Source organism: Sphingomonas sp. 1F27F7B (genome assembly GCF_005503355.1).
Classification (GTDB): domain Bacteria; phylum Pseudomonadota; class Alphaproteobacteria; order Sphingomonadales; family Sphingomonadaceae; genus Sphingomonas.
Map to the genome: position 1 here is coordinate 61932 of NZ_SCMK01000004.1, position 25257 is coordinate 87188.

Here is a 25257-nt window from a genome sequence, read left to right on the forward strand (position 1 = left end):
CTCGCCGCCTGATCCGGCGACACCGCCAGACGCAAAAAGGGGGAGCGGCGACGCTCCCCCTTTTCGTTTGCGCGGAAGGCGCAGCGGTCATTTCACGCCGTGCATCCAATATTTCAGCGGCCAGCTGAGCAGCAGCAGCAGCACGCCGAGGATGATCGCGGCGATCGAGATCGTCGTGAACACGCCCACATAGGTGTCGAGGCTCACCTTGAGATTGGTCACCTGGCCGCCGACCGTGTCGACGCTGGCGAACTGCGCGATCACGCCGGCGACATATTGCGCCACCGAGATCGACAGGAACCACACGCCCATCATCAGCCCGACCACGCGTGCGATCGACAGCTTGGTGATCATCGACAGGCCCACCGGCGAGATGCAGAGCTCGGCGAAGGAGTGGATGAAATAGAGGCCGGCCAGCCACCAGATGCCCACCTGGAAATTGGTGTCGGCATAGGCAGCGCCCCAGACGAGCAGCAGGAAGCCCGCCGCCACGCCGATCAGCGCGATGCCGAACTTGACGGGGATCGACGGCTCGAGCCCGCGCTTCGACAGCGCGGTCCACAGCATCGACATGAACGGCGCGAGCAGCACGATGAAGGCCGCGTTGAAGAACTGGGTCTGGCCCGCGGTGATGGTGAAGAGCCCGAAGACCGACAGGTTGGTGTTGCGATCCGCGAACAATGTGAGCGACGAGCCCGCCTGTTCGAACAACGTCCAGAACACGACGTTGAAGACGATCAGCACCATCGCCGCCAGCATCATCTGGAACTCGGTGCGGCTGCCCGCGAAGAACGACCAGATCAGGATCGCCGGCACGCCGAGCAGGAACGAGCCGAACAGCAGCTTGCCCATCAGCGGCAACGACACGACATAGCCGATGAAGCCCGAACCCGCGGCGGGCGCGGTGGAATGCATCAGGTTGACATAGAGCAGGTAGAAGAGCGGCACGACGCAGAGAGCCACCGCATAGATGATCCATTGCTGCGAATTCACGCCGGGCTTGGCCGGGGGCTCGCCATAGCCGTCGAGCTTGCCGCCGTTGAACTGGATCAGCGACCACGAGATCATCATGCCGATCGCGGCGAGGCCGAAGCCCCAGCTCCAGCCATAGGCCACGGCAAGCCAGGGGCAGAGGATCTGCGAGAAGAGCGAACCGGTGTTGATGCCCATATAGAAGATGGTGAAGCCGCTGTCGCGTCGTCGGTCACCCTGCTCGTAGAGCTCGCCGACCATGGTGGAGATGTTCGGCTTGAAGAAGCCGTTGCCCACCGACACCATCGACAGCGCGATCAGCATCACCATCACGTAGAAGGGGTTGCGGTCCGCGCCGGATTCGAACTTGCCCTTCTCGACCTTGCGCGCGACCGCGCCGGCATCGAGCAGATCGACAGTGCCGTCGTCATTGCCCTTGATCTCGAGCTTCTTCACCTCGGCACCGTTGCCGACGACGACGTAGCGGACTTCCTTGCCCTCTGCCGACTTGCCGATCGACACTTCGTAGCGCTGGCCGTCGATCGTCGCATGGGGCTTGGCGGTGGGGCCGCCGAAGCAGAGGATCAGATAGCCGAGCGACATGATGATCGCGCCGAACTTCACTGCGCGCTTCGAGCCCAGATACTGATCGGCCAGATAGCCGCCGATCAGCGGGGTGAGATAGACGAGAGCGGTATAGCCGCCATAGAGGCCGGTCGCCTCGCGATCGCCGAACATGAAATGCTGCGTGAGATAGAGCGTCAGCAGCGCGCGCATCCCGTAATAGCCGAAGCGCTCCCACATCTCGGTGGTGAACATGCGCGCCAGCTGGCGGGGGTGCCCGAACCACGTCTTCTCCGCAGCGGGATTGACGTGGGTGATGTCCGGCTCTGCCGGACTATCGGCGGTTGGAGTGTCGACCATGCGGTTTATTGCCCTTTGATATCGGTTCCGGGCTCCGGGCCCGGCGCATGGGCGGCCAAACTAGACGGAATGAAGCCGCTGTAAAGCATGCGCGGTGCGGCACCGGCCCGTCGGCGCCCTTACCCCTTGAACCGCGGGTCCGCGCTCATTGGAGCACGATGTTCGTGCCCGGCCGGAGGATCTGCTGAAGCACGGTGCGCGTCCTCGGGCCGTGATAGGTGAAGGGGAACGAAGTGGCGCCGACCGTCGTCTGAATCTGGAACATGATGCCCGAGGCCACGAAGCTCGAACAGGGGCGGGTCAGCGCGGTGGCGACGTTGAGCGTTCCGCTCGTGCCCTGGCCCCAGCTCACGCTGCGTATCACGTTCATGCTGGCGCCGAGCGCATGCGCCTTCGCTTCCTCGCCATGCATATCCTTCGAGGCTTCTTCGTATTCGTGAGACATGACCGCGAGACTCCCGGACCGGTTCCTGTGGGCGACGATCTGAGCATCTTCATCGTTGCGCAGTCGAATCCTTTCTGGTCCGCGATGGCGCGGTTTGCGCCGCCGCCCGCCGCTCCCTAGATGCGCGCCATGCTCAACGACGCTTCCTCGCTGCTCGCCCATCTCCGCACCCGCCGCTCGGGCAAGCCGCGCGACATGGCCGGGCCGGGGCCCACCCCGGAACAGCTCGACGCGATGATCGAGATCGCCGCGCGCACGCCGGATCACGGCAAGCTCTTCCCCTGGCGCTTCGTGATCGTGCCCGAGACGGCGCGGGCCGCGCTGGGCGAGCGGCTCGCGGCGATCCTGCGCAACGAAAGGGCGGACTGCACCGCACGCGACGAGGAGGCGGCGATCCAGTTCGCCACCCAGGCGCCGGCGCTGGTGGTGGTGCTTTCCGCCCCGGTGGTGCCGCACAAGATCCCGGTATGGGAACAGCAGCTCTCCGCGGGCGCGGCCTGCATGAACCTGCTCCACGCCGCGCACGCCATGGGCTTCGCCGGCGGCTGGCTGACCGGCTGGGCCGCCTATTCGGACGCCGTGCGCGACCTGTTCGGCGAAGCGCCGCAGACGATCGCCGGATTCGTCTTCATCGGCACCCCCGCCCTGCCGCTGGAAGAGCGTCCCCGCCCGACACTGTCCGAAATCGCACATAGGTGGAATCCGGGGTATGGACCCGACGCCTGATTGGTGTATTATAGCAGCATGACAGCGCTAGAGCACGAGGACAGCCCGGTCTACCTCAAGCTGCGCGCCAGCATCGCCGCGGCGATCCTGCGCGGGCAATACCGGGCAGGGGATCAGCTTCCGTCGGTGCGCGCGCTGGCGGCCGAGCATGGCGCCAATCCGCTGACGGTGGCCAAGGCCTATCAGAGCTTCCAGGACGACGGCTATGTCGAGGTGCGTCGCGGCGTCGGTATGTTCGTGCTGCCGGGCGCGGTGGAGAAGCTGCGCATCGCCGAGCGCGAGCGCTTCCTCACCGGCTATTGGCCGCGGGTGAAGGAGCATATCGCACTGCTCGGCCTCGATGCCCGGGAATTGCTCGACCGCGAAACCGCCTGAACCGGACGATGGCCCGCTGGCCCGGCGCCCGCGCGCTGCCGTTTATCGCCGCGCTTTCGTGGCTCTGCCTCGGCGCCCATGAACTCGCCCATCACCTGACCGGCCGCATCGTCTGCGGCGCCTGGGGCGGCATGGCGCTGGCCACTTTCACCTTGCCCGAAGCCTGCCCGGATTCGGCCGCCTGGCTCGCGGCGCTGGCCGGACCGATACTGAGCTGGCTGCTGATCTATGCCGGGATGGCGCTGCGCGGGCCGCTGGGCCTGTTCCTGATCTTCGCCAACCTGCCGCTCGCGCGGATCGTCACCGTGGCGACGGGCGGGGGCGACGAGCGAATCATCGGCAGGGCGCTGTTCGGCGAGGCCCTCGCCTTTCCCGCGATGGTGGCGGCCACGATGGCGCTCGCGCTGCCGCCGCTGGTGCTCGCCTGGCGCCGCCTGCCCCGGCGGCACCGGCCGGCGGGCTTCGCGGCGCTGCTGGTGCTGCCGCTGCTGTGGGACCTGCTCTTCAAGCGCATGGCGATGGGCGCGCTGCTGCCCGCCGATCCGGCGTGGAACGGCGTGCCGGTGGTGATCCTCGCCAGCCATCTCGTTGCCGCCATGCTCCTGGTCCTCACCTGGCCGCGCACCGCGACGGAGCGATTTCCATGCTGATCATCACCGGCACCTTCCGCCTGGCCGCCGCCAATCTCGACGCCGCGCGGCCGGCGATGGCGGCGATGGTCTCGGCGAGTCGCGCAGAGCCCGGCTGCCTGCACTACAGCTATGGCGAGGACGTGCTCGATCCCGGGCTGATCCATGTGACCGAGCATTGGGCGGACCATGGCTCGCTGGCGGCGCATGGGACCAGCCCGCACATCCGGGAATGGCGCGCTGCCTGGCCGGCGCTCGGCATCGGCGCGCGCGACCTGATGCGGTTCGAGGCGGATGGCGGCACGCCGATCTAGGCCCAGCCTCGCAATATCTCCGCCACCGCGCGGAGCACCTGCGGCTTCATCTGGACGAGCAGATGGCCGCTGCGCACTTCCACCGCGCGGCAGGCGGCGCCTTCGCGCTCGCGGCAGATCAGGCCGTTCACGAACCCGTCGCTGCGGCTCCAGATCGCCGCGGACGGCATGGGCAGCGGGCGCGCCGCTTCTTCCAGCCGCCGGACGACCGCCGGATCGGCGATCTTCTCGCCGGTGAGCAGCTGGAACGGGCGCCAGACATTGGTGGCGCTGGGCGGGCCGGCAAAGGGCGCGCTGATCGTGAGCACCGCGCGCACCAGGTCGGGACGGCGATGCGCGACGATGCGGCTCATGACCCCGCCGAGCGAGACGCCCACCAGCGTGACCTGCTCGCCAGTCTCGCGGCAGATTTCCTCGACGCGGGCGATCAGCTCCTCGCATTCGGGCCCCACCGTACGCACACCGAAATTGCGGCCGAGCCGCCAGGGATAGGGGCGATAACCCAGGCGTCGCAGCACCGCGCGCAACACGAAGTTGGAACGATCGGTGTTGCACAGCCCCGGGGAGACCAGCACCGGGCGGCCGTCGCCCCGGGGGAGCCCGGCGATGCGGAAACGCGCGAGCTCGGCCACAGTCAGCGCGGCGCGGGCCGGCTCCATCGCAAGGGCGAGGTGCGGCGGCGGCGCGGCGGCGGTGCGGGGGATCATATCCACAGCATCACGCCCCAGGGCAGCGGCGTCCAGACGCCCATCCGCACGCCCGCCGCGCGCAGGCCCCCGCCCGTCCACTCGTTGCAGGTGCGGATCGCGCTATAGCCGCCCCTCGCCGAATAGAAGGCGTCGCGCGTGTCATAGCCGCGCACCACCGGCCCGGCGGCGAAGGTGCCGCGGACATAGGCGACCAGCCGGCGATATTCCTCGGGCCGGAGCAGCACCGCGCGCACCGATCCGTCCGCGCGCGGCTCGGGCACATGCTCGACGTGGAGCACGGTCGATCCCGCGCCGGCCATTGCCTTGGCGGTGCGCCACAGGTTGATGTCGCGCCACCGGGCGGTGTGGAGATAGAAATCACGATTGCCCCAGCCGAAGGCGAGATAGGGCTCGGCGCCATAGCGGGGATCGGCCAGATGCTCTGGCCGGGCGATGTCGCGAAAGGCAGCGGCGGGCAGGACGAGATCGGTGTGTGCGCCATTGTCGGCGACATAGATGCGCACGCCCGTGGCGGGCGGCTCGCGCCCGCTGTTGACCGCCAGCCCCGCGCCCAGTGCCGCAGCGGCGAAATAGAGGATCACCGCCACCAGCAGCGATCCGATCAGTCGTCCCAGAACCCGCAACCGACCATCCCCCATTTCGCACCTGCACCATCGCATGCTATGCTATTTTCATGGCTCAAGACACGCATGTGCTCGATCGCCCGCCCGAGGGTGCATCGGCCGACTGGACGATCCCGCAGAACTGGCAGGCCTATACCGCCGAGGAACATGGCGTTTGGGACAAGCTCTATGCCCGGCAGGCGAAGCTGCTGCCGGGCCGCGCGAGCAAGGCATATCTGAAGGGCCTCGACGCGCTGCGCCTTTCCGAATCGGGCATTCCGAATTTCGAGGAGCTGAGCGAGCGGCTGATGAAGCTCACCGGCTGGCAGGTGGTGGCGGTGCCCGGGCTGGTGCCCGACGACGTGTTCTTCGATCACATGGCCAATCGCCGCTTCGTCGCCGGCAACTTCATCCGCCGGCCCGACCAGCTCGACTATATCCAGGAGCCCGACGTCTTCCACGACGTGTTCGGCCATGTGCCGATGCTCGCGGACCCGGTGTTCGCCGATTATCTCGAGGCCTATGGCCGCGGCGGCAACCGCGCGCTGGAACTCGGCGCGCTGAAGCAGCTCGGCCGGCTCTACTGGTACACGGTGGAGTTCGGGCTGATCCGCGAGGATGACGATCTGCGCATTTACGGCGCCGGCATCGTCTCGTCCTTCGCCGAGAGCGTGTTCGCGCTGGAGAGCGACAGCCCCAATCGGATCGGTTTCGACCTGAAGCGCGTGATGCGCACCGATTATCGGATCGACGACTTCCAGCAGAACTATTTCGTCATCCCGGGCTATGCCGATCTGCTGCGCGCCACGGCGGAGACCGATTTCGCGCCGCTCTACGAGGAGATCCTCGCCCAGCCGGACATTCCGATCGCGGAGATCCTGCCGGGGGATGAGGTGATCACCCGCGGCACGCAGGAATATGCACGATCGAAAGCCCCCTAGGCCCGACCGACATTTGCGATCGGGAGGGATGGCTTGCGCAGGTAATTCGCCCCCCGGAACAAGGCCGGGGTGACGCCGGAATTCTGGGCAATGGGCGACGCTGAAGTCCGAATGCCGATTCGTCCTGGCCCCTTCCTTCAAGCGACGGGCGAGTTCGTCACCAGCTTCCGAAGCCCGGCGCCTCGCCCCTGCCCCGGCTCAACCGCGTCACCCGCTCGGTTCCGTAGCGGACGCGTTTCGTCAGCGTCAGCGTCGGCCAGTCGCCGCGACCGGCGCGACGGACCAGGCGGAGACCCTGGCGGCGATAGGCTTGCGCCACCGCCTCGGCCTGCCCCTTGAGCAGCCCCGCGAGGATCAGCGTGCCACCTTCGGCCAGCACCGCGCCGATGCTCGGCGCGAGCTCGATCAACGGGCCGGCGAGGATGTTGGCGATGACCAGGTCATAGGGCGCACGGCCGATCAGCAGCGGATGCTCGACGCCCGCCGCCACGGCCAGTGCCAATGCGCCCTGCCCGCCGCCGGGCTTCACGCCGTTCAGCGCCGCATTCTCGCCGGTGACGGCGACCGCCCGCGCATCGATGTCGGACGCCGTGGCATAGGCGCGCGGCCAGAGATGAAGCGCCGCGAAGGCGAGCAGCCCGGTACCGGTGCCGAGATCGAGGACATTCTCGAAGCGCTTGCCCTCGTGCTTCAGCTGGTCGAGCGCGACCAGGCAGCCCGACGTCGTTTCGTGCGTGCCGGTGCCGAAGGCGAGGCCGGCATCGATGCGGAACACCGTGGCGCCTTCGGGCACCCTGCCCTTGTTGGTGGCGGTGTGGACGTAGAAGCGGCCGGCATGGACGGGCTCGATCCCGGCCTGGCTCAGCGTCACCCAATCGGCGTCGCGGATCCGCTCGGCGACGGCCTTCACGCCCTTCGCGCTCGGCACCAGCGCGCGCACCGCATCGAGCGCGGCACTGTTGGGCTTCGACTCGAAAAAGGCCTCGAGCTGCCAATGGTCGGGATCGTCCTCGATCCGCTCGCTCGTGAGCAGGACGGGCATCGGCTCGATGCCGAACAGCGCCTCGTCATCGGCATCGATTGCCTCCGCTTCGGCGCGGGTGCAGGGCAGGATGAGCTTCCAGCTCGACATCAATCGATCTCCACAGGACGCGCGACGACCACCTTCAGTTCGGGGGTCTCGATCGCGCGATAGTTCAACTTGCGGCCCTGGCGCATCAGCAGCGCGACACGCGTGGGGCTCTGCATCCAGATCCTGTCCACGCCGTCCAGGCCGGTCAGCAGGAAGACCTGGCGCGCGGCAAGAGGGAGCCTTGGCCCGGCGCTATCGGACATAGCTCGCTCCGTTGATGTCGAGCACTGCGCCGGTCATCGAGGGCGGCGCCGAAAGCGCGCAGAAGCGGGCGAGCACGGCCACTTCGTCGGCATCCGCCACGCGCCCCAGGGGAATGTCGGCAAGCAGCTTCTCGCCGCCGCGGCTGGCGAGATAGTCGTCGGCCATGCCGGTCATGGTAAAGCCCGGGCAGATCGCGAAGGCGAGGATGCCCTGGCGGGCATAGCCGCGCGCAATGCTCTTGGTCATGGCGACCATGCCCGCCTTGGACGCCGCATAATGCCAGTGCGCCGGGCTGTCGCCGCGATAGGCGGCGCGGCTCGCCATGTTGACGATACGGCCGGGGCGCCCCTCGGCCTGCCAGTGGCAGATGGCGAGGCGGCAAAGCTCGGCCGTGGCGGTGAGGTTCACCCGCATCGTCCGTTCCCAGCTCGCCACCCAGTCGTCATGCTCGATGTCGAGCGGATTGCTCTCGAACACGCCGGCATTGTTGATGAGTATGTCGATGCGGCCGTCCAGCGCATCGAGCGCCTTGTTCCACAAGCTCCGGGGCGCCTTGGGATCGGCGAAGTCGGCGGGGATGCCGCTCCGGGTGCCCTGGCCGATCAGGCGAACCGCGTCGTTCCTGAAGCTCTCGGCGATCGCGGCGCCGATGCCGCGGCTCGCGCCGGTGAGGAGGATGTGGGTGGTCATGCGCCTGCGTAGCGCGTCGCCCTGTCCCCGTCATCCCCGCGAAGGCGGGGGTCCAGAGTAGCAAGTGCTGTCCTGCTTGCCCCTGGAGCCCTGCCTTCGCGGGAATGACGAAGCACTTCAGGCTGCCACGCTGCTGGAGAAACTGTCCGCCGCGGCGCGCAGCTTGTGGAGACGGTCGTCGACCTCGGCCACGTCCTTCTGGAGCGTGTCGATCTCATGGGTGACCGACTTGGTATCCTCGCGGATGGCGCCGATGGTGGCGGACATGGAGTCGGCGGCGAGCGCCGTCTCGTCGACCGCGGCAGTGATCGCAGTGACGGTCTGCGCCTGGACCTCCATCGCGCTGCGGATGCGGTTGGCGCTTTCCTGCACCTCGGTCACCGTCGAGCGGATCGACGCATTGGTCTCCACCGTGCTCTTCGTCGCCGACTGGATCGCCGCGATCTTCGCCGCAATGTCGTCCGTCGCCCGCGCCGTCTGGTTCGCCAGGCTCTTCACTTCCTGCGCCACCACGGCGAAGCCCCGCCCGGCATCGCCCGCCCGCGCCGCCTCGATCGTCGCGTTCAGCGCCAGCAGGTTGGTCTGGCCGGCAATGTCGCGGATCAGCCCCAGGATCGATTCGATCGACTTGGCATGATCGCTCAGCGCCTCGCTCATCCCCACTGCATCGCTTGCCTGCGAGGAAGCCCGCGTCGCGATCCCCGCCGCCGCTTCCACTTCCATCCGCGCATCCTCGATCGCCCGGATCAGGCCCGCCGCCGTCTGCGCCGCCTCGCGCATAGCCACTGCCGACTGCTCCGCCGCCGCCGCCACTTCCGACGCCTTGCCCAGCATCCCGCGCGCCGAGCCCGAGGCGCCCTGCGCCTGCACCCGGATGCGGTTGGCGAGGCCGGTCGCGCCTTCGATCGATTCGGAGATGCTGGCCTTGAACTGCAGCGAGCGATCGCGGCGCGCCTGATCGGCCTGGGCGGCATCGCGCGCACCGAGATGACCGGCCATCAGATCGGCCTCCGCCATCGCCATGCGCTGCACCACGTCGCACAGCCGGGCGAGCCTTTCCCCGTCGTTCGGCAGCGCCGCGCCCAATGCGCGCATCGTCTCGCTGTGCGCGAAGGAGAAGGCGGCGACCAATGCCGGCAGGGAGATCCCGGCCTGATAGGTCTCGACGGCGTAGCTGCACACCATCTCGACCCATTCCTCGCTGAAGGGCTTCTCGAACTTGACCGTGCCGTAGCGGGCGCCACGGGCAACCTGCTCCTCATAGCCCTTGGGATCGTCGAGAATCCTGCGCATCGGCAGGCTCGTCGGCATCGCCTTGAAGTGACGCCAGAACGCTTCCGCGATCTCGCGCTGGCGATGGCCGATCAGCGCGACGATCTCGCGACAGCCGGTCTCGATCAGGCCGTCCCAATCATATTCGCGGCGGTGGTCCTCCACCGTACGGGTGCCACCGCTCCAGCGGCCGGGCTTGCGGGTTCCAACCATCTCGTCTCTCCCCCTCAGGCCGCAACCTTGGCGATGAAATCGCTGGCGCTGCCCTTCAGGCTGCCCAGCTGGCCCTCGAGCGCCGCGAAACCCTGGCCGACCCGATCGATCTCGCTCGCCACCGCCTCGGTATCCTCGCGGATGGCGCCGATGGTGGCGGACATGGAGTCGGCGGCGAGCGCCGTCTCGTCGACCGCGGCAGTGATCGCAGTGACGGTCTGCGCCTGGACCTCCATCGCGCTGCGGATGCGGTTGGCGCTTTCCTGCACCTCGGTCACCGTCGAGCGGATCGACGCATTGGTCTCCACCGTGCTCTTCGTCGCCGACTGGATCGCCGCGATCTTCGCCGCAATGTCGTCCGTCGCCCGCGCCGTCTGGTTCGCCAGGCTCTTCACTTCCTGCGCCACCACGGCGAAGCCCCGCCCGGCATCGCCCGCCCGCGCCGCCTCGATCGTCGCGTTCAGCGCCAGCAGGTTGGTCTGGCCGGCAATGTCGCGGATCAGCCCCAGGATCGATTCGATCGACTTGGCATGATCGCTCAGCGCCTCGCTCATCCCCACTGCATCGCTTGCCTGCGAGGAAGCCCGCGTCGCGATCCCCGCCGCCGCTTCCACTTCCATCCGCGCATCCTCGATCGCCCGGATCAGGCCCGCCGCCGTCTGCGCCGCCTCGCGCATAGCCACTGCCGACTGCTCCGCCGCCGCCGCCACTTCCGACGCCTTGCCCAGCATCCCGCGCGCCGAAGCGGAGGTGTGGCCGGCCTGGACGCGCAGCTGCTCGCCTTCGCGCGAGGCGCGCTGGACGGTGCCGCCGATCGAATCGCGGAAATCCTCGGCCAGCCGGTCGCGCGCCGCCTGGGCGCTGTGCTCGCGATACATGTTGTAGATCTCGACGGTGATGTCGCCTTCGAGGGCGGAGAGACGCATCAGCGTGTCGATCAGCCCGGCGAGTCGCCGGTCCTCGGTGCCGACGCGGCGAATCAGGATCTCGAGCGCCGCCCGGTCGCTCGCGCTGATCATCGAGAGGAGCGCCATCGGCGGCACGTTCGCGGCATAGGCCGCCGCGACCGAGCGCTCGATCGACTCGAGCCAGGCCCGGCCCTCGGTATCGAGGAAGCGGTTCTTGAGGAAGACGATGCCGAGATCGATCATCTTCTGCGTATCGTCGGGCGCCCAGCTGCGCTCATCGGCGAAGCAGCGCAGCCATTGCTGCCAATAGGCCTCCGAAACCGCGCGAATCTCAGGTTCCAGCGCTTCCCAGGCGGCGCGGCCGGAAGCGGCGAGCGAGCCTTCGAAGTCGAAGATGCGAAGGCGCGCGCGCACATCGATGCGGGCAGCCGTGGAACCCGGTGACGGCAGATCCTCAAGCGAAACGGCGTTGGTCACGAAACTTGTCCCCTGTGCGGCCGCGGGACGATCGGCCACTTGCCCTGCGATATGCGGGCGAAGTGGTTAAGGCGGGGTTAGCCAAGCCGGGCGCCGTGCATGCCAGCTTGCATCCGGCGGCATCGGGATTAAGGAGACGGCACCGACCGAGGAAGGACATAATCTTGGCCAATGTGCGCAACGAAGCGCGACCGCTGTCGCCGCATCTGTCGATCTGGAAGTGGGGCCCCGGCATGGCGGCCTCCATCACCCACCGCGTCACCGGCAGCGGCATGGCGACCGTCGGGACGATCCTGTTCGTCTGGTGGCTGGTCGCCCTCGCCTCGGGCCCGGCGGCCTATGCGGCGTTCCTTGACCTGTTCACGGTGAAGTCCGGCGCGCTCAACATCGTCGGCTACGTCTTCGGGATCGGGCTGACGCTGTCCTTCTTCCAGCATATGAGCTCGGGCATCCGCCATTTCTTCCTCGATCAGGGCGCGAACTTCGAGCTCAAGGCCAACAAGATCACCGCGACGCTGACCTATGTCGCCGCGGTTCTCCTCACCGCGGCCTTCTGGGCCTATATCATCTGGGGGAAGACCAATGGGTAACGGCACCAGCATCGGCAAGGTCCGCGGCCTCGGTTCGGCGCATGAGGGCTCGCATCACTGGTGGCACCAGCGGCTCACCGCCGGCGCCAACCTCGTGCTGATGCTGTGGTTCGTGCTCAGCATCGCGCTGCTCCCGGCCTATGATTTCGAGACGGCGCGCCAGTGGATCGCCCAGACCCAGGTCGCCGTGCCGCTGACCCTCCTCGTCCTCGTCACCTTCTATCATTTCCGCCTCGGCCTGCAGGTGGTGATCGAGGACTATCAGCATGACGAGACTCACATCGTCCTGATGGTGCTGCTCAACTTCTTCACGCTGGCGGCGGGCACCACCGCCATCTTCTCGATCCTCAAGATCGCCTTCACGGCGGGAGCCGCGCTCTGATGTCTGCCTACAAGATCATCGATCACACCTATGATGCGGTGGTGGTCGGCGCCGGCGGCTCGGGCCTGCGCGCCACCATGGGCTGTGCCGAGGCCGGGCTGAAGACTGCCTGCATCACCAAGGTGTTCCCGACTCGCAGCCACACCGTGGCGGCGCAGGGCGGCATCGCCGCCTCGCTCGGCAACAACACGCCCGATCACTGGTCGTGGCACATGTTCGACACCGTCAAGGGTTCCGACTGGCTCGGCGACCAGGACGCGATCGAGTACATGGTCCGCGAGGCACCGCAGGCGGTGTACGAGCTCGAGCATGCCGGCGTGCCGTTCAGCCGCAACGACAACGGCACGATCTACCAGCGCCCGTTCGGCGGCCACATGCAGAACATGGGCGAAGGCCCGCCCGTGCAGCGCACCTGCGCGGCGGCGGACCGCACCGGCCACGCCATGCTCCACGCGCTCTACCAGCAGAGCCTGAAGTACGACGCGGACTTCTATGTCGAGTATTTCGCGCTCGACCTGATCATGGAAGACGGCAAGTGCCGCGGCGTGATCGCGCTGTGCATGGAAGACGGCTCGATCCACCGCTTCCGCAGCCATGCCGTGGTCCTCGCCACCGGCGGCGGCGGCCGCGTCTACCAGTCGGCGACTTCGGCGCACACCTGCACCGGCGACGGCAACGGCATGGCCCTGCGCGCGGGCATCGCGCTGCAGGACATGGAATTCGTCCAGTTCCACCCGACCGGGATCTACGGCGCCGGCGTGCTCATCACCGAGGGTGCGCGCGGCGAGGGCGGCTATCTCACCAACTCAGAGGGCGAGCGCTTCATGGAGCGCTATGCCCCCTCGGCCAAGGATCTCGCCAGCCGCGACGTGGTCGCGCGCTCGATGGCGATGGAGATCCGCGAGGGCCGCGGCGTCGGCAAGGAGAAGGACCATATCTTCCTTCACCTCAACCACATCGATCCGAAGATCCTGCACGAGCGCCTGCCGGGCATCACCGAGACCGGCAAGATCTTCGCCGGCGTCGACCTGACCCGCCAGCCGCTGCCGGTGGTGCCGACCGTCCACTACAATATGGGCGGCATCCCGACCAACTATCACGGTGAGGTCGTCCACAATAAGGATGGCGATCCGGATGCCGTGATCCCCGGCCTGTTCGCGGTCGGCGAGGCGGCCTGCGTGTCGGTGCACGGCGCCAACCGCCTGGGCTCCAACTCGCTGATCGACCTGGTCGTGTTCGGCCGCGCCACCGGACTGCGCCTCAAGGAGCTGCTCAAGCCCGGCATGAAGCACAACGAGCTGCCCAAGGGCTCGGAGGAGTTCGCGCTCGGCCGCCTCGATCACTTCCGCAACGCCAAGGGTTCGCGCCCGACCGCCGAGGTCCGCGCCGACATGCAGAAGACGATGCAGCGCCACTGCGCCGTGTTCCGCGACAGCGCGCTGCTGGCCGAAGGCGTCGAGCACATGAAGCAGGTCTATGCCGGCTTCCAGGACGTGGGCATCCAGGACCGCTCGCTGATCTGGAACACCGACCTGGTGGAGACGCTCGAGCTCGACAATCTGATCGGCCAGGCCGTCGTCACCATCGAGTGCGCCGCCAACCGCAAGGAAAGCCGCGGCGCACACATGCACGAGGACTTCCCCGAGCGCGACGACAAGAACTGGATGAAGCACACCGTCGCCACCTTCGAAGGCTGGGGCGGCAAGGGCGGCGCCACGAGCATCGATTACCGCCCGGTCCACGACTATACGCTCACCGACGAGATCGAATACATCAAGCCGAAGAAGCGGGTGTATTGATCCTTCCATCCGAGGTTCGAAGGGCTCGTTCGCCAGATGCGAACGGGCCCCTTTCCTATCCGGTCGCGACTAGGTTGGGGACTCATATTCCTTCAATCGTCATCCCCTTCCCTCAATCGTCATCCCCTTCCCTCAATCGTCATCCCCGCGCAGGCGGGGATCCAGGGTAATGCGGGATATCGGCACCACCGCGCGAACGCTGTCCGGAGAGGACAGGACCCCGCCACCCCGGCTCGGCGCCTGGCCCTGGATCCCCGCCTGCGCGAGGATGACGACGGAAAATCAGATACTTGTTTGGGTTCTCAACCTAGGCCGCCTTCCCGAACCGCTCGACCTTGATATCGTCGGCATACGCGCGAACGCTCGCCATTTCGGCCGACATGCGCGTGACCCCGAAATGCGCGGCGACATCGCCTACGCCCAAGCCATGCGGTCGACGATTTCGTGGCGCAGCCATTCGCCGGGATGGACCGCGAAGGCGGATAAGCGACCAGATGCCAGCGCGGTCACCGGTAAGCAGATGCGCGCTCCAATTCGGCGGCACATACAGCTCCTCGAAATCCCCGATCGCGATGAGATAGGCGATCATCCGGCGAAGGCACTCGACATTGTCCGGCAAGCCCTTCGACCTGCCCGCGCTTGACACCGCCCCGCCGCCACGAGAGTGCGCGGCATGAGGGCACATCAATGAGCGGGTTCGAATTCAGCTTTTCCCTGTTCGGGCTGCTGCTCGGCCTTGCCCTGGCCGAGGGGCTGGGCGGGCTCTCGCGCGCGCTCAAGGCACGGCACAAGGTGCGGATCGGCTGGGCGACCGCGCTGCTCGGCATCTTCGTCTCGTGCGACGTCGTCACCTTCTGGATGTATGGCTGGACGCTGCGCGACCTGCTCAAGCTGAGCTGGCCGATGCTGTTCGGCGGCTTTCTCGTCACTGCCAGCTACTATGTCGCCGCCTCGCTGATCTTCCCGAGCGACTTCGCCGAATGGCCCGACCTGAACGCCTATTTCGACAAGCACTACCGCAAGGTGATGGGCGCCGTCCTGCTCTGCAACGTCGCGCTGATGGCCACCACCGTTGCGCTGCTGGGTGCGAAGGGCATGTTCACCGTCCGGGTGCTCGTCCTCACCTGGTCCTTCTTCCCGCTCTCGCTCATCGCGATCTCCGTCAGGAACCGGCATATCGCGATGGGCTGCCTGATCTGGCTGATCGCGCTCTATCCGCTCGCCGCCATCTGGCATTGAGGCCAGGCGCTCCCCAGATGTCGTGACGGGACGGAAACGCCGTCCCGCTTGACACCGCTCCCGCACCCGCGAGAGTGAGCCGTTAACTATTGCCCGGGGGGTCTCGCGCCTGCCATGCGTCTCGCGTTCGCCATCTTCGCGGCGGCTGCCGCGCTCGCCGTCTCGCCCGCCGCCGCCCAGTATCGGGCGCCGGAGCACAAGGCAGACTGGCCGGGAATGGTCTCGGGCAATGACGGCATCGAGGGGCTCGATCCCGGCCCGGAACTGCAACGCGGCCGCTCGGCCCGGGCAATGCTGGCCGACAGCCGCAAGCTCAACATCGTGCTCAACAGCCTCCAGCCGCAGCGCAAGGCGCTGGTCGACGCCTATGTCGTCTCGGTCGCGCTCGACAGCGATCCGGTGTTCGGGCGCGAGGCGCGCGAGGCGGGCAAGGTGCTCTCGCGCCGCTTCGATGCCGCCGGGCGCACCATCGTCCTCGCCGGCAGCACCGGAACCCTGCCGAGCGAATTGCCCAATGGCAGCCTGACCAGCCTCACGCTCGCGCTGGCCCGCATCGCCGAGGTGATGGACAGGGAACAGGACGTCCTCGTCCTCTACACCACCAGCCACGGCGCCAAGGTGGGCATCGCCTATCATGACGGTGACGAGGGCTATGGCGTCCTGAGCCCGAAGCGGCTCGAGGCACTGCTCGACGAACTCGGCATCCGGAATCGCGTGCTGATCCTTTCGGCCTGCTATTCGGGCATCTTCGTGGGGCCGCTCTCCAGTCCCGACACCGCATTGTTCACCGCCGCCTCCTCGGACCGGCCGAGCTTCGGCTGCGAGGCCGACAATGACTGGACCTTCTTCGGCGACGCCATGATCAACCACGCGCTGCGCAAGCACCAGCCGCTCGAAAAGGCCTCGGACGAGGCGCGGATGACGATCAGCGAATGGGAGGGCGCGGCGCGGGTGCCTCCCTCCAACCCGCAAGTGAGCATCGGCGACCATGTCTCGACCTGGCTCGCGCCGCTGGAGGCGCGCATGCCACAGGCCGACACCCAGCCCGTCGGCCGCCCGGCGACCGATGCGCTCAAGGCCGGCGGATGAGATGGCCGAGCAGGAGACTCTCTTGGAACGGTTGATCCCGGGCGACCTGGAACACCAGATTCCCGCAGCGATCCAGAAAGCGCTTCCCGGCGGATTCCGCAATCGGCTGCTGCAAGCCGGCCTCGGCCTGCTGATCACCTTCGGGTTCGCATTCCTGGTCCGCCAATGGGTCGAGCGGCGGGAGGCCCGGCGCCGGGCACTCGCGCCCCGGCCGGCCGCTCCCGCACTGCCGCCCGCGCCGGAACCGGAGGCCCTCGAAGCAGTGGCCGCGCCCGTGGCCGAGATCCACGACTCGGAGCCGCCGCCCGACGACGGCACCCAGGCGACGCGCTACCCGCTGCTCGCCCGGCCGCATGTCGCGCTCTCCGGCCCCATCGACCAGGCGATGTACGCAAGCTTCCGCCAGCAGCTCGGCGCCGCGCCGAAACAGGGCACGCTCGTTGTCTCGCTCTCCACGCCGGGCGGCGATCCGGAGATCGCGCGGCTGATGGGCGACGAGATCCGCCTGCTGCGCGAATATTCGGGGCGCGAGACGCTCTTCCTCGGCAAGGTCGCGGTCTGTTCGGCCGGGACCATCTTCATGGCGGCCTTCCCCGCCGACAAGCGTTTCCTTACCCGCGGCACGCGGCTGATGATCCATGAACGCATCCTCACCCGCACCGTGGAACTGGCCGGCCCGCTCAAGAGCTGCGTCGCCAGCCTGAAAGCCGCGCTGCACGAGGTCGAGGAATCGGTGCGGATCGAGGAAGAAGGCTTTCGCGCGATCGTGGCGGGCACGCGCGTATCCTTGGAGGACATCCAGGCCCGGGCTCCGGCCAATTGGTACATCGAAGCCGAGGAGGCGCGCACGCTGGGCATGGTGCTCGACATCATCTGAGAGGTTGAGCCCCGCGGCGCGATTGGCTATCGCGCGCCCAAGCATAAGGATACCCCTCGATGGCCGACTTCCGCCTTCCCAAGAACAGCCGCATCTCGTCCAAGGGCAAGGAGCACAAGGCCGATCCGGGCGCGAAGAACGTCAAGAAGTTCAAGATCTATCGCTACGATCCCGACACGGGCGAGAATCCGCACTATGATCTGTTCGAGATCGACCTCGACGAATGCGGCCCGATGGTCCTCGACGCGCTGATCAAGATCAAGTCGGAGCAGGACTCGACGCTCACCTTCCGCCGTTCGTGCCGCGAGGGCATCTGCGGTTCGTGCGCGATGAACATGGACGGGCGCAACGGCCTCGCCTGCACCACTGCGATCGAGGACATCAAGGGCGACATCCGCATCACGCCGCTGCCGCACATGGACGTGATCAAGGATCTGGTGCCCGACTTCACGCACTTCTACGCGCAATATGCGTCGATCCAGCCGTGGCTGCAGACCGTGTCGACCACGCCCTCGGGCAAGGAGCGCCTCCAGTCGCCGGCCGACCGCGAGAAGCTCGATGGCCTGTACGAATGCATCCTGTGCGCCTGCTGCTCAACCTCGTGCCCGAGCTATTGGTGGAACAGCGACAAGTTCCTGGGCCCGGCGATCCTGCTCCAGGCCTATCGCTGGCTCGCCGATTCGCGCGACGAGATGACCGGCGAGCGGCTCGACAATCTCGAGGATCCGTTCCGCCTCTATCGCTGCCACACGATCATGAACTGCGCGAATGTGTGCCCCAAGGGCCTCAGCCCGGCCAAGGCGATCGCCGAGATCAAGAAGATGGAAGCCGAGCGCACGCTCTGACGGGTGAAGATGCCGACGGGTGGAAATGCTGAAGGGTGAGAGTGAGAACGCCCAGCGGGGCCCGGCGCTCGGCCGGACTCCGCGTCGGGGGTGATGACTGCGACCTCAGTAAGGGACCCTGCAGCCGGCATCGCGATAGGGCGTCGGGCTGGCCAGGACCCAGCCGCTTCCCGGCGAGGTCTGCGCACAAGTGATGAACCCGTTCAACTTGCTCGCCCAACGATAGAATGGCGCGGGAGGCGCGGCGACGGCGGAACCCGCAACGAGAAGCGAGATCGCCAGAATGACTTTCTTCATTGCTTTCTCCTTTACAGTCAGGATGTTCATCGAGATTCGTATCTTCGAATCTCGGAATCTATTCTTGTATGGAATGATGACTCCCTGAAGAAATGCATCGAAGATCAGTCCGAAACGGATGGGCATTGGCATGATTTCTGACACCGAATCCGACTTCATCCATGAAGATGCCGACGATCATCCTGGCTGGAAGCGCTGGGAACTGCGCGATCCGACGCGTTTCAACGCATTTCTCGGCCCGATCCTAACCCGGATCGAAGGCGGCAAGGCGCTGGTCCGGATGGTGCCGGGACGCGAACATTCCAACCTGCGCGATTCCACCCATGGCGGAGCGCTGCTCGCCTTCATCGACGTGGCGCTGTTCGCCGCGGCACGCAGCCTCGGCGCGATCTCCGCGGGCGGCGCGGTGACGCTTGATCTGTCCGCGCAGTTCATCGGCACGAGCACGATCGGCCAGCCGATCATCGCCGAGATCGAACTGCTGCGCGAAACCGGACGCATGCTTTTCCTGCGCGGCGTGCTACGGCAGGACGAAGCGACCCTCGCCAGCTTCCTCGGCACCCTCCGCAAGAGTTCCCCGCCCGCATGACACTCGCTTTCTCGGCCATCCCCACAAAGGCAGGCATCCGGAGTCGCGAAGGACACCGGCGCGACATGGCAGACAAATGACCAGCGTCATCGAGCGCTACCGCGCCCTTGTGCAGGCCGGCGAGCTTCGCTCCGATCCGGAGCAGGCAATCGCCGCCGAGCGGTTGCACCGGCTCGCCGGCGAGCTGGAGGCGGTGCCGAGGAAAGGCAGCATCCTGTGGCGCGCGCTCGGCCGCCTGCCCGAGCCGCCGCGCGGGCTCTACCTCTGGGGCAGCGTCGGTCGTGGCAAGTCGATGCTGATGGACCTGTTCTACGACAGCGTGAATATTCGCCGGAAGCGCCGCGTCCATTTCCACGAGTTCATGCTCGAAGTGCACGAGCGGCTGAACGAGGAGCGCCGGAAGGACAGCCGCGACCCGGTGGTGAAGGTCGCCGATGCGATGGCCGAGGACGTGCGCCTGCTCGCCTTCGACGAGATGGTGGTGAACAACCCCGCCGACGCAATGATCCTCTCGCGGCTGTTCACCGAGATGATGGGCCATGGCCTCACCATGGTCGCCACGTCGAACCGCCCGCCGCGCGATCTCTACAAGGACGGACTGAACCGCGAGTTGTTCCTCCCCTTCATCGAGCTGATCGAGGCGAGGATGGACGTGCTCGCGCTCAACGGGCCGACCGACTATCGGCTCGACCGGCTGGGACGGATGGACACCTGGCTGGTCCCCAACGGCGCGGAGGCCACGCGGCAGCTGTCCGCCGCATTCTTCCGCCTGACCGACTATCCGGTGGAGGACGCCGCGCACGTCCCGGCCTGCGACATCGCCGTGCAGGGCGGGCGCGAACTGCATGTGCCCAAATGCCTCAAGGGCGTCGCGGTCTTCTCGTTCAAGCGATTGTGCGGCGAGGCGCGCGGCGCGGCCGACTATCTCGCCATCGCCCGGCGCTTCCACACTGTCATCCTCGTCGGCATCCCCAAGCTGGGGCCGGAGAATCGCAACGAGGCGGCGCGCTTCGTCACGCTGATCGACGCGCTCTACGAGCACAGGGTCAAGCTGCTCGCCGCGGCCGATGCCGAGCCGCAGCATCTCTACGAAGCCGGAGACGGCCGCTTCGAGTTCGACCGCACCGTCTCTCGCCTGATGGAAATGCGCTCGGACGCGTATCTGGCGGAGGGCCACGGCGAACGCTAGGCTCCCCCAAAGGCAAAAAGGGGGAGAGCTAATGCGTGTGATCGGGTTCGCCCTGGCGGCTCTGCTGATGTCGCCACCCGCCGGCGCGCAGACCCTGGTCGCCGCGGACCTGCGCCCCGGCCAGACTCTCGACGGCGCCTGGCACTGGTCGGTCGATCCCTATCGCGACGGCGTCGCCGGCTTCCATGGCGGGCCGCCGTCCGAAAGCACCGCGCGCTGGCAGGACAGCATCCAGGAAGTGGAAGCCGCGAAGCGCCCGACGGCGCTGTTCGAGTTCGACATGCAGCGCTCGGCGATCACGCATCTGCCCGGCAGCTGGATCGGCCACGCGCCGGAGATGCGCTATTATCAAGGGCTGGTCTGGTACCAGCGCACCTTCGACTGGCAGCCGGCAGGCACGGGCAAGCGCGTATATCTGCGCCTCGGCAGCGCGGACTATGCCGCCAGCATCTTCCTCAACGGCAAGCCGCTCGGCAAGCATGTCGGCGCCTTCACGCCCTTCGCCTTCGATGTGACCGCGCTGCTGCGCGCCGGCAGCAACCAGATCACGATCGGCGTCGATTCCGCCCGGACCGACAATGACGTCCCCCCGCCGGTCACCGATTGGGAGACGTATGGCGGCATCACCCGCTCGATCCGGCTGGTCACCGTTCCCGAGACGTTCGTCGACGACGCGTTCGTGCGGCTGGACAGGAACGGCCGCATCGCCGTCTTCGTCCGCCTGCTCGGCCCCCGGGCTGCCGACACCCCGATCCGCCTGGCGATTCCCGCGCTCGGCACGGCGATCCAGGGCCGCACCGATGGCAAGGGCAACTGGATCGCCAGCCTCGCCGCCCCGCGCGCGCTCAAGCGCTGGTCGCCCGACAGCCCGACGCTCTACGACGTCGAGATCCTTGCCGGCGAGGACCGCTTCGCCGATCGCATCGGCTTCCGCACGATCGAAGTCCAGGGCGACAGAATCCTGCTCAACGGCAAGTCGATCTTCCTGCGCGGTATCTCGATGCACGAGGAGGAACTGGGCAAGGATCCGGTGCGCGCGATGAGCCCCGCCGCCGCGCGCGCGCTGTTCGCCGAGATCAAGCAAGGGCTGCACGGCAATTTCGTGCGCCTCGCTCATTACCCGCACGACGAAGGCACGACGCGCCTTGCCGACGAGATGGGGCTGCTCGTGTGGAGCGAAGTGCCGGTCTATTGGCGCGTCGCCTGGAACAATCCGGACACGCTGGCCACCGCGCGCCGGATGATCGCCGAGAATATCCGCCGCGACCGCAACCGTGCCGCGATCATATTGTGGAGCGTCGCCAACGAGACGCCCGTGTCCGATGCCCGCAACGCCTTTCTGCGCAGGCTGATCGGCGACGTCCGCGCGCTGGACGACAGCCGGCTGGTCACCGCGGCCCTGCTCAGCGCGCGCCAGGGCAAGACGATGCGGATCGATGATCCGCTGGTGAACGACCTCGATGTGATGGCGATCAACACCTATAATGGCTGGTATTCGAACGACCCGCTCGCCGACCTGCCCTTGATCGCCTGGCAGAGCCCGGTCACCAAGCCGCTGATCTTCTCCGAATTCGGTGCCGACGCGCTCCACGGCTATCACGACGGCGCCGCCGCCCCGCACAAGTTCAGCGAGGAGTATCAGGCCGAATATTATCGCCGCACGCTCGAGATGGCGGCCAAGGTGCCGTTCCTGCGCGGCCTGAGCCCGTGGATCCTCAAGGACTTCCGCTCGCCGCGCCGCCAGCATCCGGTTTATCAGCAGGGCTGGAACCGCAAGGGCCTGATCTCCGAGACCGGCCAGCGCAAGCTCGCCTTCGGCGTGCTGGCGGCGGACTATGCCGCGCGGGAAGAGGCGGAGCACTGAGCGCGCTCAGCGCGATCCCCCCAACGCCGCCGCCAGTTCCTGCCCCTTTCCCGTCAGCGCATAGAGCGGGAGCGGCGGATAGCGGTCCTCGAGCTTGCGCCGCACCAGCGCCTCGTCGATCACGGCCTTGAGCGTCGTCGACAGCGCGCGCGGCGTCACCGGCGCGAGGCGCGCCTGGATCTCGCCGAAGCGCGTCCAGTCGGGACCCAGCCCGGCGACCAGCGGCAGCGACCAGCGCGGCAGGTCGCCCGTCCCCAGCTTCAGCCGCGCCCGCGCCGTTTCGATCTGCCCGCACAATGCCCCCACCGCGAGCCCGCCTTCGGTCAGCACATATTCGGGGCGCAGCGGATGGCCATGGCCGGGATTGGGGATCACCCAGCCGCATGCCTTCAGATGGACGAGGCACCGCGTCAGGCTGTTGTGCGACAGGCCAAATGCCCGGGCGATCACCGCGAAGCGCGAGCCCTGCTCGCGATGCAGCAGCGCCAGCACCGGGATCGCCCAGCGATTGGCCTCGAGCATGCGAAGCGGCGGCACGCATTCCAGGGGCATTGACTCCATCGCCAAATTCATATCGACTATATAAATGGAACTATAGATTCGGAGATTGGAAATGGCAACCACGCTTGCGGCCCCGGCCCGCGCCGCGCTCGGCTATGACGGCGCCCTCACTTGCGCGATCAACGTCAGCGACCTCGATGCCGGCATCGCCTGGTATCGCGACACACTCGGGATGGAGCTGCTCTACCGAGTCGACGAGATCGCCTGGTGCGAGTTCGAGAGCCCTGTCGCGCGCGTGTCCGTCGGGCTCGCCCAGGTCGAGCGGGTGGTCCAGGGCGGCGGCGCGACGCTCACCTTCGGCGTAGTCGATCTCGACGCGGCCAAGGCGGTGCTCGACGCGGCCGGCGTGCGCCAGGACGGACCGGTGCAGGAGATTCCCGGCATGGTCCGGCTGCTCACCTTCTACGATCCCGACGGCAATGCCCTGATGTTCGCCCAGGATCTCGCGGGGCAGGGCTGAGGCATCAGCCCTCGATGACGTGGGGCACGAAGCGCGCGGTGTTGCCGGTGATCAGACCGTCCTCGCGAATGCCCATGCCGGCCGGCACGCCGTCGACGATCCAGGCGCCGATCACCGGATAGCCGCCGCCGAAGTCGCGCAACGGGTAGAGCGCCTGGTAGACCCAGCCGCTCTCGTCGTAGCGCCCACCGGTCTCGGCGACGACTTCGCCGCCGCGCAGGATCGAGACATTGGCCCCTTCGCGCCCGAGCAGCGGCTTGGCGACCTGATCGCCGCCGGGCAGCCGGCGCCGGCTGGCGGGGAGCAGGTTCGGGTGGCCGGGGAACAGCTCCCAGAGCACCGGCAGGATCGCCTTGTTGCTCCAGATCGACTTCCAGATCGGCTCGATCCAGCGCGTGCTGCCCAGGCTCTCGAGCAGCTCGGGCCCGAAATCCTCGGCGAGCAGCCATTCCCAGGGATAGAGATGGAAGCAGTTCTCGATCACGCGGTCCCGCAGGTCGACGAAGCGGCGCGCCGCATGGCTCCAGCCGATATCCTCCATACGGATCGCATCGGTGGCGAGCCCGGCCGCCTGCGCCGTGTCGCGCAGATAGGCGATGGTGACCGTGTCCTCGCCCGCATCGTCCGCGACATGGGCGAAATGGACATGGCCGCCCGGGAGCAGCGGGGCGATGTCGCGCCACTTGTCGACCAGCCTCTCGTGCAGGCCGTTATACTGGTCGAGCGCCGGGAAGACGGCTTCCTTCCAGTCCCACTGGATCACCGCGGCCTCGACCAGGCTGGTCGGCGTGTCGCAGTTGAATTCGAACAGCTTGGGCGGACCGTCGCCCGAATAGCCGAGATCGAAGCGACCGAAGTTCAGCGCGGGCGGCTCCTCTTCCCATGCCTGCCGGATCGCGGCCCAGGCCGGCTCGGCAATGCCGAAGCTGCCAAGCAGATCGTTGGCGAGGACATGCTCGCCCGCCGCGAGAAACAGCCGATAGAGCTCGGCGGTCGCCGCCTCGATCTCCTCGATTTCGCCGGCGCCGAAGCGATAGCAGGCGCTCTCGTCCCAATAGGCACAGCCATCCAGGCTGTGCCAGACGAGCCCCAGCGTCTGGACCCGCGCCCGCCAGTCCGGCCGCGGGTCGACCGGCATGCGCCGCATCACGCGCCTCCGAAGCCGCCGTGGAAGCCGGCCGAGCGCCCGAAGCCGCCGCGCGAGACCGACCGCGCGCTCACATGCGAATAGGAGACCCCGGCGCTGGGCCGGGTCGAACCGCCCCGGGCAACCTCCCCCATCTCGGGCACGCGCTGGCCGCGCCCGACATAATAGGCATGCGCACCGCCCGTGCCCCCGCCACGGGCGCCGCCGCAATTCGCATCGCCGATGCGGCGGCCGGCGCCGTCGACACACATCTGGGTCGGCTGGTTCGCGACCAGCGCCCCGCCGCCGCAGCCGCTCGCCAGCAGCGCGGCGGACGTCGCCGCCGTGATCCTGAGCACCGAAAAATCGATCTTCCCGTGCATCCCGCCCCCTCTTCGGCCCGAGAGCTATCAGCACGGCCCGGCGCTTGGCAATCCATCCGCGCGCCTGCAGGATGCGGGCACCGACTCGCGGGGTAGAAGCATGATCGTCACCACTACTGAGAATGTTCCGGGCCACGGCGTCGTCCGCACGCTGGGCCAGGTCTTCGGCGTCGTCGTCCGCAGCCGCGGCATCGGCGGCAACATCAGCGCCTCGTTGCGCTCGATCGTCGGCGGCGAGATCCCCGAATATACGCGACTGGTGGAGGACGCCCGCCGCCACGCGATCGACCGAATGGTCGCCAACGCGCATGCGATGGGCGCCAATGCGATCGTGATGATGCGCTTCGATTCGGGCGAGATCGCCCAGGCGATGAACGAAGTGGTCGCTTACGGCACCGCAGTGATACTCGATCCGGCGCCGCAGGACTGAGCC

Annotated in this window: 31 protein-coding genes; 17 read left to right on the forward strand and 14 right to left on the reverse strand. The window is 67.4% G+C overall.

The window, feature by feature from the left end:
• Window positions 1–87 precede the first annotated feature (87 nt).
• Both FFS08_RS04920 and FFS08_RS04925 read right to left on the reverse strand, forming a co-directional pair.
• Window positions 88–1896 (reverse strand): peptide MFS transporter, encoded by a 1809-nt coding sequence (locus FFS08_RS04920; RefSeq protein WP_137862681.1) that lies wholly within the window; start codon window positions 1894–1896, stop codon window positions 88–90.
• A 145-nt stretch (window positions 1897–2041) separates the two neighbouring features.
• Window positions 2042–2341, reverse strand: a complete 300-nt coding sequence (locus FFS08_RS04925; protein ID WP_137862680.1) for a hypothetical protein — start codon at window positions 2339–2341, stop codon at window positions 2042–2044.
• Window positions 2342–2470: 129 nt separating this feature from the next.
• Between FFS08_RS04925 and FFS08_RS04930 the strand changes: the two genes are divergently transcribed.
• From FFS08_RS04930 to FFS08_RS04945, 4 genes are read left to right on the forward strand one after another with little or no spacing between them, the layout of a single operon-like run.
• Complete coding sequence (locus FFS08_RS04930) at window positions 2471–3067, forward strand: nitroreductase family protein (protein ID WP_137862678.1); 597 nt, start codon at window positions 2471–2473, stop codon at window positions 3065–3067.
• Window positions 3068–3085: 18 nt separating this feature from the next.
• Window positions 3086–3442: a GntR family transcriptional regulator gene (locus tag FFS08_RS04935; RefSeq protein ID WP_137862677.1), complete on the forward strand. Its 357-nt coding sequence runs from the start codon at window positions 3086–3088 to the stop codon at window positions 3440–3442.
• Window positions 3443–3450: 8 nt separating this feature from the next.
• Window positions 3451–4092, forward strand: coding sequence for a hypothetical protein (locus tag FFS08_RS04940; RefSeq protein ID WP_137862675.1), 642 nt, complete (start codon window positions 3451–3453; stop codon window positions 4090–4092).
• Window positions 4086–4385 carry a putative quinol monooxygenase gene (locus FFS08_RS04945; protein ID WP_137862673.1) on the forward strand — a complete coding sequence of 100 codons (300 nt, stop codon included), beginning with the start codon at window positions 4086–4088 and terminating at the stop codon, window positions 4383–4385. Before FFS08_RS04940 ends, FFS08_RS04945 begins: the two co-directional genes overlap by 7 nt.
• Here FFS08_RS04945 and FFS08_RS04950 read toward each other — a convergent pair.
• Both FFS08_RS04950 and FFS08_RS04955 read right to left on the reverse strand, forming a co-directional pair.
• Window positions 4382–5092, reverse strand: coding sequence for a lipase family alpha/beta hydrolase (locus FFS08_RS04950; RefSeq protein WP_249341078.1), 711 nt, complete (start codon window positions 5090–5092; stop codon window positions 4382–4384). The genes FFS08_RS04945 and FFS08_RS04950 overlap by 4 nt on opposite strands.
• On the reverse strand, window positions 5089–5718 hold the full coding sequence (locus FFS08_RS04955; protein WP_249341077.1) for a TIGR02117 family protein: 630 nt from the start codon (window positions 5716–5718) through the stop codon (window positions 5089–5091). The genes FFS08_RS04950 and FFS08_RS04955 overlap by 4 nt, the downstream gene beginning before the upstream one ends.
• Window positions 5719–5768: 50 nt before the next feature.
• Here FFS08_RS04955 and phhA point away from each other — a divergent pair, with 50 nt between their 5' ends.
• Window positions 5769–6638 (forward strand): phenylalanine 4-monooxygenase, encoded by an 870-nt coding sequence (gene phhA, locus FFS08_RS04960; protein ID WP_137862669.1) that lies wholly within the window; start codon window positions 5769–5771, stop codon window positions 6636–6638.
• A 157-nt stretch (window positions 6639–6795) separates the two neighbouring features.
• Here phhA and FFS08_RS04965 read toward each other — a convergent pair whose 3' ends face one another.
• From FFS08_RS04965 to FFS08_RS04985, 5 genes are all read right to left on the reverse strand, one after another.
• Window positions 6796–7770: a 50S ribosomal protein L11 methyltransferase gene (locus tag FFS08_RS04965; RefSeq protein ID WP_137862667.1), complete on the reverse strand. Its 975-nt coding sequence runs from the start codon at window positions 7768–7770 to the stop codon at window positions 6796–6798.
• A complete protein-coding gene (locus FFS08_RS04970; RefSeq protein WP_137862665.1) occupies window positions 7770–7973 on the reverse strand; it encodes a hypothetical protein in 204 nt (67 codons plus the stop codon). The genes FFS08_RS04965 and FFS08_RS04970 overlap by 1 nt, the downstream gene beginning before the upstream one ends.
• Window positions 7963–8664, reverse strand: coding sequence for an SDR family NAD(P)-dependent oxidoreductase (locus FFS08_RS04975; protein ID WP_137862664.1), 702 nt, complete (start codon window positions 8662–8664; stop codon window positions 7963–7965). The genes FFS08_RS04970 and FFS08_RS04975 overlap by 11 nt, the downstream gene beginning before the upstream one ends.
• A 117-nt stretch (window positions 8665–8781) precedes the next feature.
• A complete protein-coding gene (locus FFS08_RS04980; RefSeq protein WP_137862662.1) occupies window positions 8782–10149 on the reverse strand; it encodes a methyl-accepting chemotaxis protein in 1368 nt (455 codons plus the stop codon).
• 14 nt (window positions 10150–10163) lie between these two features.
• Complete coding sequence (locus FFS08_RS04985; RefSeq protein WP_137862764.1) at window positions 10164–11507, reverse strand: methyl-accepting chemotaxis protein; 1344 nt, start codon at window positions 11505–11507, stop codon at window positions 10164–10166.
• A 191-nt stretch (window positions 11508–11698) separates the two neighbouring features.
• Between FFS08_RS04985 and sdhC the strand changes: the two genes are divergently transcribed.
• Genes sdhC through sdhA form a run of 3 tightly spaced genes read left to right on the forward strand, consistent with a single transcriptional unit; the run spans window position 11699 to window position 14305 of the window.
• Window positions 11699–12124 carry a succinate dehydrogenase, cytochrome b556 subunit gene (sdhC, locus tag FFS08_RS04990; protein ID WP_137862660.1) on the forward strand — a complete coding sequence of 142 codons (426 nt, stop codon included), beginning with the start codon at window positions 11699–11701 and terminating at the stop codon, window positions 12122–12124.
• Window positions 12117–12506 (forward strand): succinate dehydrogenase, hydrophobic membrane anchor protein, encoded by a 390-nt coding sequence (gene sdhD, locus FFS08_RS04995; protein WP_137862659.1) that lies wholly within the window; start codon window positions 12117–12119, stop codon window positions 12504–12506. The genes sdhC and sdhD overlap by 8 nt, the downstream gene beginning before the upstream one ends.
• A complete protein-coding gene (gene sdhA, locus FFS08_RS05000) occupies window positions 12503–14305 on the forward strand; it encodes a succinate dehydrogenase flavoprotein subunit (RefSeq protein ID WP_137862657.1) in 1803 nt (600 codons plus the stop codon). Before sdhD ends, sdhA begins: the two co-directional genes overlap by 4 nt.
• A 307-nt stretch (window positions 14306–14612) precedes the next feature.
• Here sdhA and FFS08_RS05005 read toward each other — a convergent pair whose 3' ends face one another.
• Complete coding sequence (locus FFS08_RS05005) at window positions 14613–14894, reverse strand: hypothetical protein (RefSeq protein ID WP_137862656.1); 282 nt, start codon at window positions 14892–14894, stop codon at window positions 14613–14615.
• A 98-nt stretch (window positions 14895–14992) separates the two neighbouring features.
• Between FFS08_RS05005 and FFS08_RS05010 the strand changes: the two genes are divergently transcribed.
• The 4 genes from FFS08_RS05010 to FFS08_RS05025 all read left to right on the forward strand — a co-directional run bounded on the left by FFS08_RS05010 (window position 14993) and on the right by FFS08_RS05025 (window position 18355).
• Entirely contained in the window at window positions 14993–15544 is a 552-nt protein-coding gene (locus FFS08_RS05010; RefSeq protein WP_137862654.1) for a hypothetical protein, read from the forward strand.
• A 114-nt stretch (window positions 15545–15658) separates the two neighbouring features.
• Entirely contained in the window at window positions 15659–16633 is a 975-nt protein-coding gene (locus FFS08_RS05015) for a C13 family peptidase (protein ID WP_137862652.1), read from the forward strand.
• A gap of 337 nt (window positions 16634–16970) precedes the next feature.
• Window positions 16971–17510, forward strand: coding sequence for an ATP-dependent Clp protease proteolytic subunit (locus FFS08_RS05020; RefSeq protein ID WP_502702012.1), 540 nt, complete (start codon window positions 16971–16973; stop codon window positions 17508–17510).
• A gap of 59 nt (window positions 17511–17569) precedes the next feature.
• A complete protein-coding gene (locus tag FFS08_RS05025; RefSeq protein WP_137862649.1) occupies window positions 17570–18355 on the forward strand; it encodes a succinate dehydrogenase iron-sulfur subunit in 786 nt (261 codons plus the stop codon).
• Between the two features lie 105 nt (window positions 18356–18460).
• Here the strand turns inward: FFS08_RS05025 and FFS08_RS05030 are convergent, their stop codons facing one another.
• Window positions 18461–18682, reverse strand: coding sequence for a hypothetical protein (locus FFS08_RS05030; protein ID WP_212741959.1), 222 nt, complete (start codon window positions 18680–18682; stop codon window positions 18461–18463).
• 100 nt (window positions 18683–18782) lie between these two features.
• Here FFS08_RS05030 and FFS08_RS05035 point away from each other — a divergent pair, with 100 nt between their 5' ends.
• The 3 genes from FFS08_RS05035 (at window position 18783) to FFS08_RS05045 (ending at window position 22294) form a co-directional block, all read left to right on the forward strand.
• Complete coding sequence (locus FFS08_RS05035; protein WP_137862647.1) at window positions 18783–19241, forward strand: PaaI family thioesterase; 459 nt, start codon at window positions 18783–18785, stop codon at window positions 19239–19241.
• A gap of 76 nt (window positions 19242–19317) precedes the next feature.
• Window positions 19318–20430, forward strand: a complete 1113-nt coding sequence (zapE, locus tag FFS08_RS05040) for a cell division protein ZapE (protein ID WP_137862645.1) — start codon at window positions 19318–19320, stop codon at window positions 20428–20430.
• A gap of 31 nt (window positions 20431–20461) precedes the next feature.
• On the forward strand, window positions 20462–22294 hold the full coding sequence (locus FFS08_RS05045) for a glycoside hydrolase family 2 protein (RefSeq protein ID WP_137862644.1): 1833 nt from the start codon (window positions 20462–20464) through the stop codon (window positions 22292–22294).
• 6 nt (window positions 22295–22300) lie between these two features.
• Here FFS08_RS05045 and FFS08_RS05050 read toward each other — a convergent pair whose 3' ends face one another.
• On the reverse strand, window positions 22301–22846 hold the full coding sequence (locus FFS08_RS05050; protein ID WP_212741960.1) for a winged helix-turn-helix transcriptional regulator: 546 nt from the start codon (window positions 22844–22846) through the stop codon (window positions 22301–22303).
• A 61-nt stretch (window positions 22847–22907) separates the two neighbouring features.
• Here FFS08_RS05050 and FFS08_RS05055 point away from each other — a divergent pair, with 61 nt between their 5' ends.
• Window positions 22908–23315 (forward strand): VOC family protein, encoded by a 408-nt coding sequence (locus FFS08_RS05055; protein ID WP_137862642.1) that lies wholly within the window; start codon window positions 22908–22910, stop codon window positions 23313–23315.
• Window positions 23316–23319: 4 nt separating this feature from the next.
• Here FFS08_RS05055 and FFS08_RS05060 read toward each other — a convergent pair whose 3' ends face one another.
• Together FFS08_RS05060 and FFS08_RS05065 are read right to left on the reverse strand one after the other, a co-directional pair.
• On the reverse strand, window positions 23320–24462 hold the full coding sequence (locus FFS08_RS05060) for a glutathionylspermidine synthase family protein (RefSeq protein ID WP_137862641.1): 1143 nt from the start codon (window positions 24460–24462) through the stop codon (window positions 23320–23322).
• A complete protein-coding gene (locus FFS08_RS05065; RefSeq protein ID WP_137862640.1) occupies window positions 24462–24824 on the reverse strand; it encodes a hypothetical protein in 363 nt (120 codons plus the stop codon). Before FFS08_RS05065 ends, FFS08_RS05060 begins: the two co-directional genes overlap by 1 nt.
• Before the next feature lie 100 nt (window positions 24825–24924).
• On the opposite strand from FFS08_RS05065, the gene FFS08_RS05070 reads away from it, so the two are divergent.
• Window positions 24925–25254 (forward strand): YbjQ family protein, encoded by a 330-nt coding sequence (locus FFS08_RS05070; RefSeq protein ID WP_137862639.1) that lies wholly within the window; start codon window positions 24925–24927, stop codon window positions 25252–25254.
• The last annotated feature ends 3 nt before the right edge of the window (window positions 25255–25257 follow it).

Coding starts and splice junctions, on each gene's coding strand:
- FFS08_RS04950 (WP_249341078.1), bottom strand. CDS start 5,092: ATGATCCCCCGCACCGCCGCCGCGCCGCCGCCGCACCTCGCCCTTGCG.
- FFS08_RS05055 (WP_137862642.1), top strand. CDS start 22,908: ATGGCAACCACGCTTGCGGCCCCGGCCCGCGCCGCGCTCGGCTATGAC.
- FFS08_RS05005 (WP_137862656.1), bottom strand. CDS start 14,894: ATGATCGCCTATCTCATCGCGATCGGGGATTTCGAGGAGCTGTATGTG.
- FFS08_RS04920 (WP_137862681.1), bottom strand. CDS start 1,896: ATGGTCGACACTCCAACCGCCGATAGTCCGGCAGAGCCGGACATCACC.
- FFS08_RS05030 (WP_212741959.1), bottom strand. CDS start 18,682: ATGAACATCCTGACTGTAAAGGAGAAAGCAATGAAGAAAGTCATTCTG.
- FFS08_RS05045 (WP_137862644.1), top strand. CDS start 20,462: ATGCGTGTGATCGGGTTCGCCCTGGCGGCTCTGCTGATGTCGCCACCC.
- FFS08_RS05060 (WP_137862641.1), bottom strand. CDS start 24,462: ATGCGGCGCATGCCGGTCGACCCGCGGCCGGACTGGCGGGCGCGGGTC.
- zapE (WP_137862645.1), top strand. CDS start 19,318: ATGACCAGCGTCATCGAGCGCTACCGCGCCCTTGTGCAGGCCGGCGAG.
- FFS08_RS05050 (WP_212741960.1), bottom strand. CDS start 22,846: ATGCCCCTGGAATGCGTGCCGCCGCTTCGCATGCTCGAGGCCAATCGC.
- FFS08_RS05035 (WP_137862647.1), top strand. CDS start 18,783: ATGATTTCTGACACCGAATCCGACTTCATCCATGAAGATGCCGACGAT.
- FFS08_RS04980 (WP_137862662.1), bottom strand. CDS start 10,149: ATGGTTGGAACCCGCAAGCCCGGCCGCTGGAGCGGTGGCACCCGTACG.
- FFS08_RS04945 (WP_137862673.1), top strand. CDS start 4,086: ATGCTGATCATCACCGGCACCTTCCGCCTGGCCGCCGCCAATCTCGAC.
- FFS08_RS05015 (WP_137862652.1), top strand. CDS start 15,659: ATGCGTCTCGCGTTCGCCATCTTCGCGGCGGCTGCCGCGCTCGCCGTC.
- sdhD (WP_137862659.1), top strand. CDS start 12,117: ATGGGTAACGGCACCAGCATCGGCAAGGTCCGCGGCCTCGGTTCGGCG.
- FFS08_RS04965 (WP_137862667.1), bottom strand. CDS start 7,770: ATGTCGAGCTGGAAGCTCATCCTGCCCTGCACCCGCGCCGAAGCGGAG.
- FFS08_RS04940 (WP_137862675.1), top strand. CDS start 3,451: ATGGCCCGCTGGCCCGGCGCCCGCGCGCTGCCGTTTATCGCCGCGCTT.
- FFS08_RS05010 (WP_137862654.1), top strand. CDS start 14,993: ATGAGCGGGTTCGAATTCAGCTTTTCCCTGTTCGGGCTGCTGCTCGGC.
- FFS08_RS04970 (WP_137862665.1), bottom strand. CDS start 7,973: ATGTCCGATAGCGCCGGGCCAAGGCTCCCTCTTGCCGCGCGCCAGGTC.
- FFS08_RS05065 (WP_137862640.1), bottom strand. CDS start 24,824: ATGCACGGGAAGATCGATTTTTCGGTGCTCAGGATCACGGCGGCGACG.
- FFS08_RS04935 (WP_137862677.1), top strand. CDS start 3,086: ATGACAGCGCTAGAGCACGAGGACAGCCCGGTCTACCTCAAGCTGCGC.
- FFS08_RS05070 (WP_137862639.1), top strand. CDS start 24,925: ATGATCGTCACCACTACTGAGAATGTTCCGGGCCACGGCGTCGTCCGC.
- phhA (WP_137862669.1), top strand. CDS start 5,769: ATGGCTCAAGACACGCATGTGCTCGATCGCCCGCCCGAGGGTGCATCG.
- FFS08_RS05025 (WP_137862649.1), top strand. CDS start 17,570: ATGGCCGACTTCCGCCTTCCCAAGAACAGCCGCATCTCGTCCAAGGGC.
- FFS08_RS04925 (WP_137862680.1), bottom strand. CDS start 2,341: ATGTCTCACGAATACGAAGAAGCCTCGAAGGATATGCATGGCGAGGAA.
- FFS08_RS04930 (WP_137862678.1), top strand. CDS start 2,471: ATGCTCAACGACGCTTCCTCGCTGCTCGCCCATCTCCGCACCCGCCGC.
- FFS08_RS04975 (WP_137862664.1), bottom strand. CDS start 8,664: ATGACCACCCACATCCTCCTCACCGGCGCGAGCCGCGGCATCGGCGCC.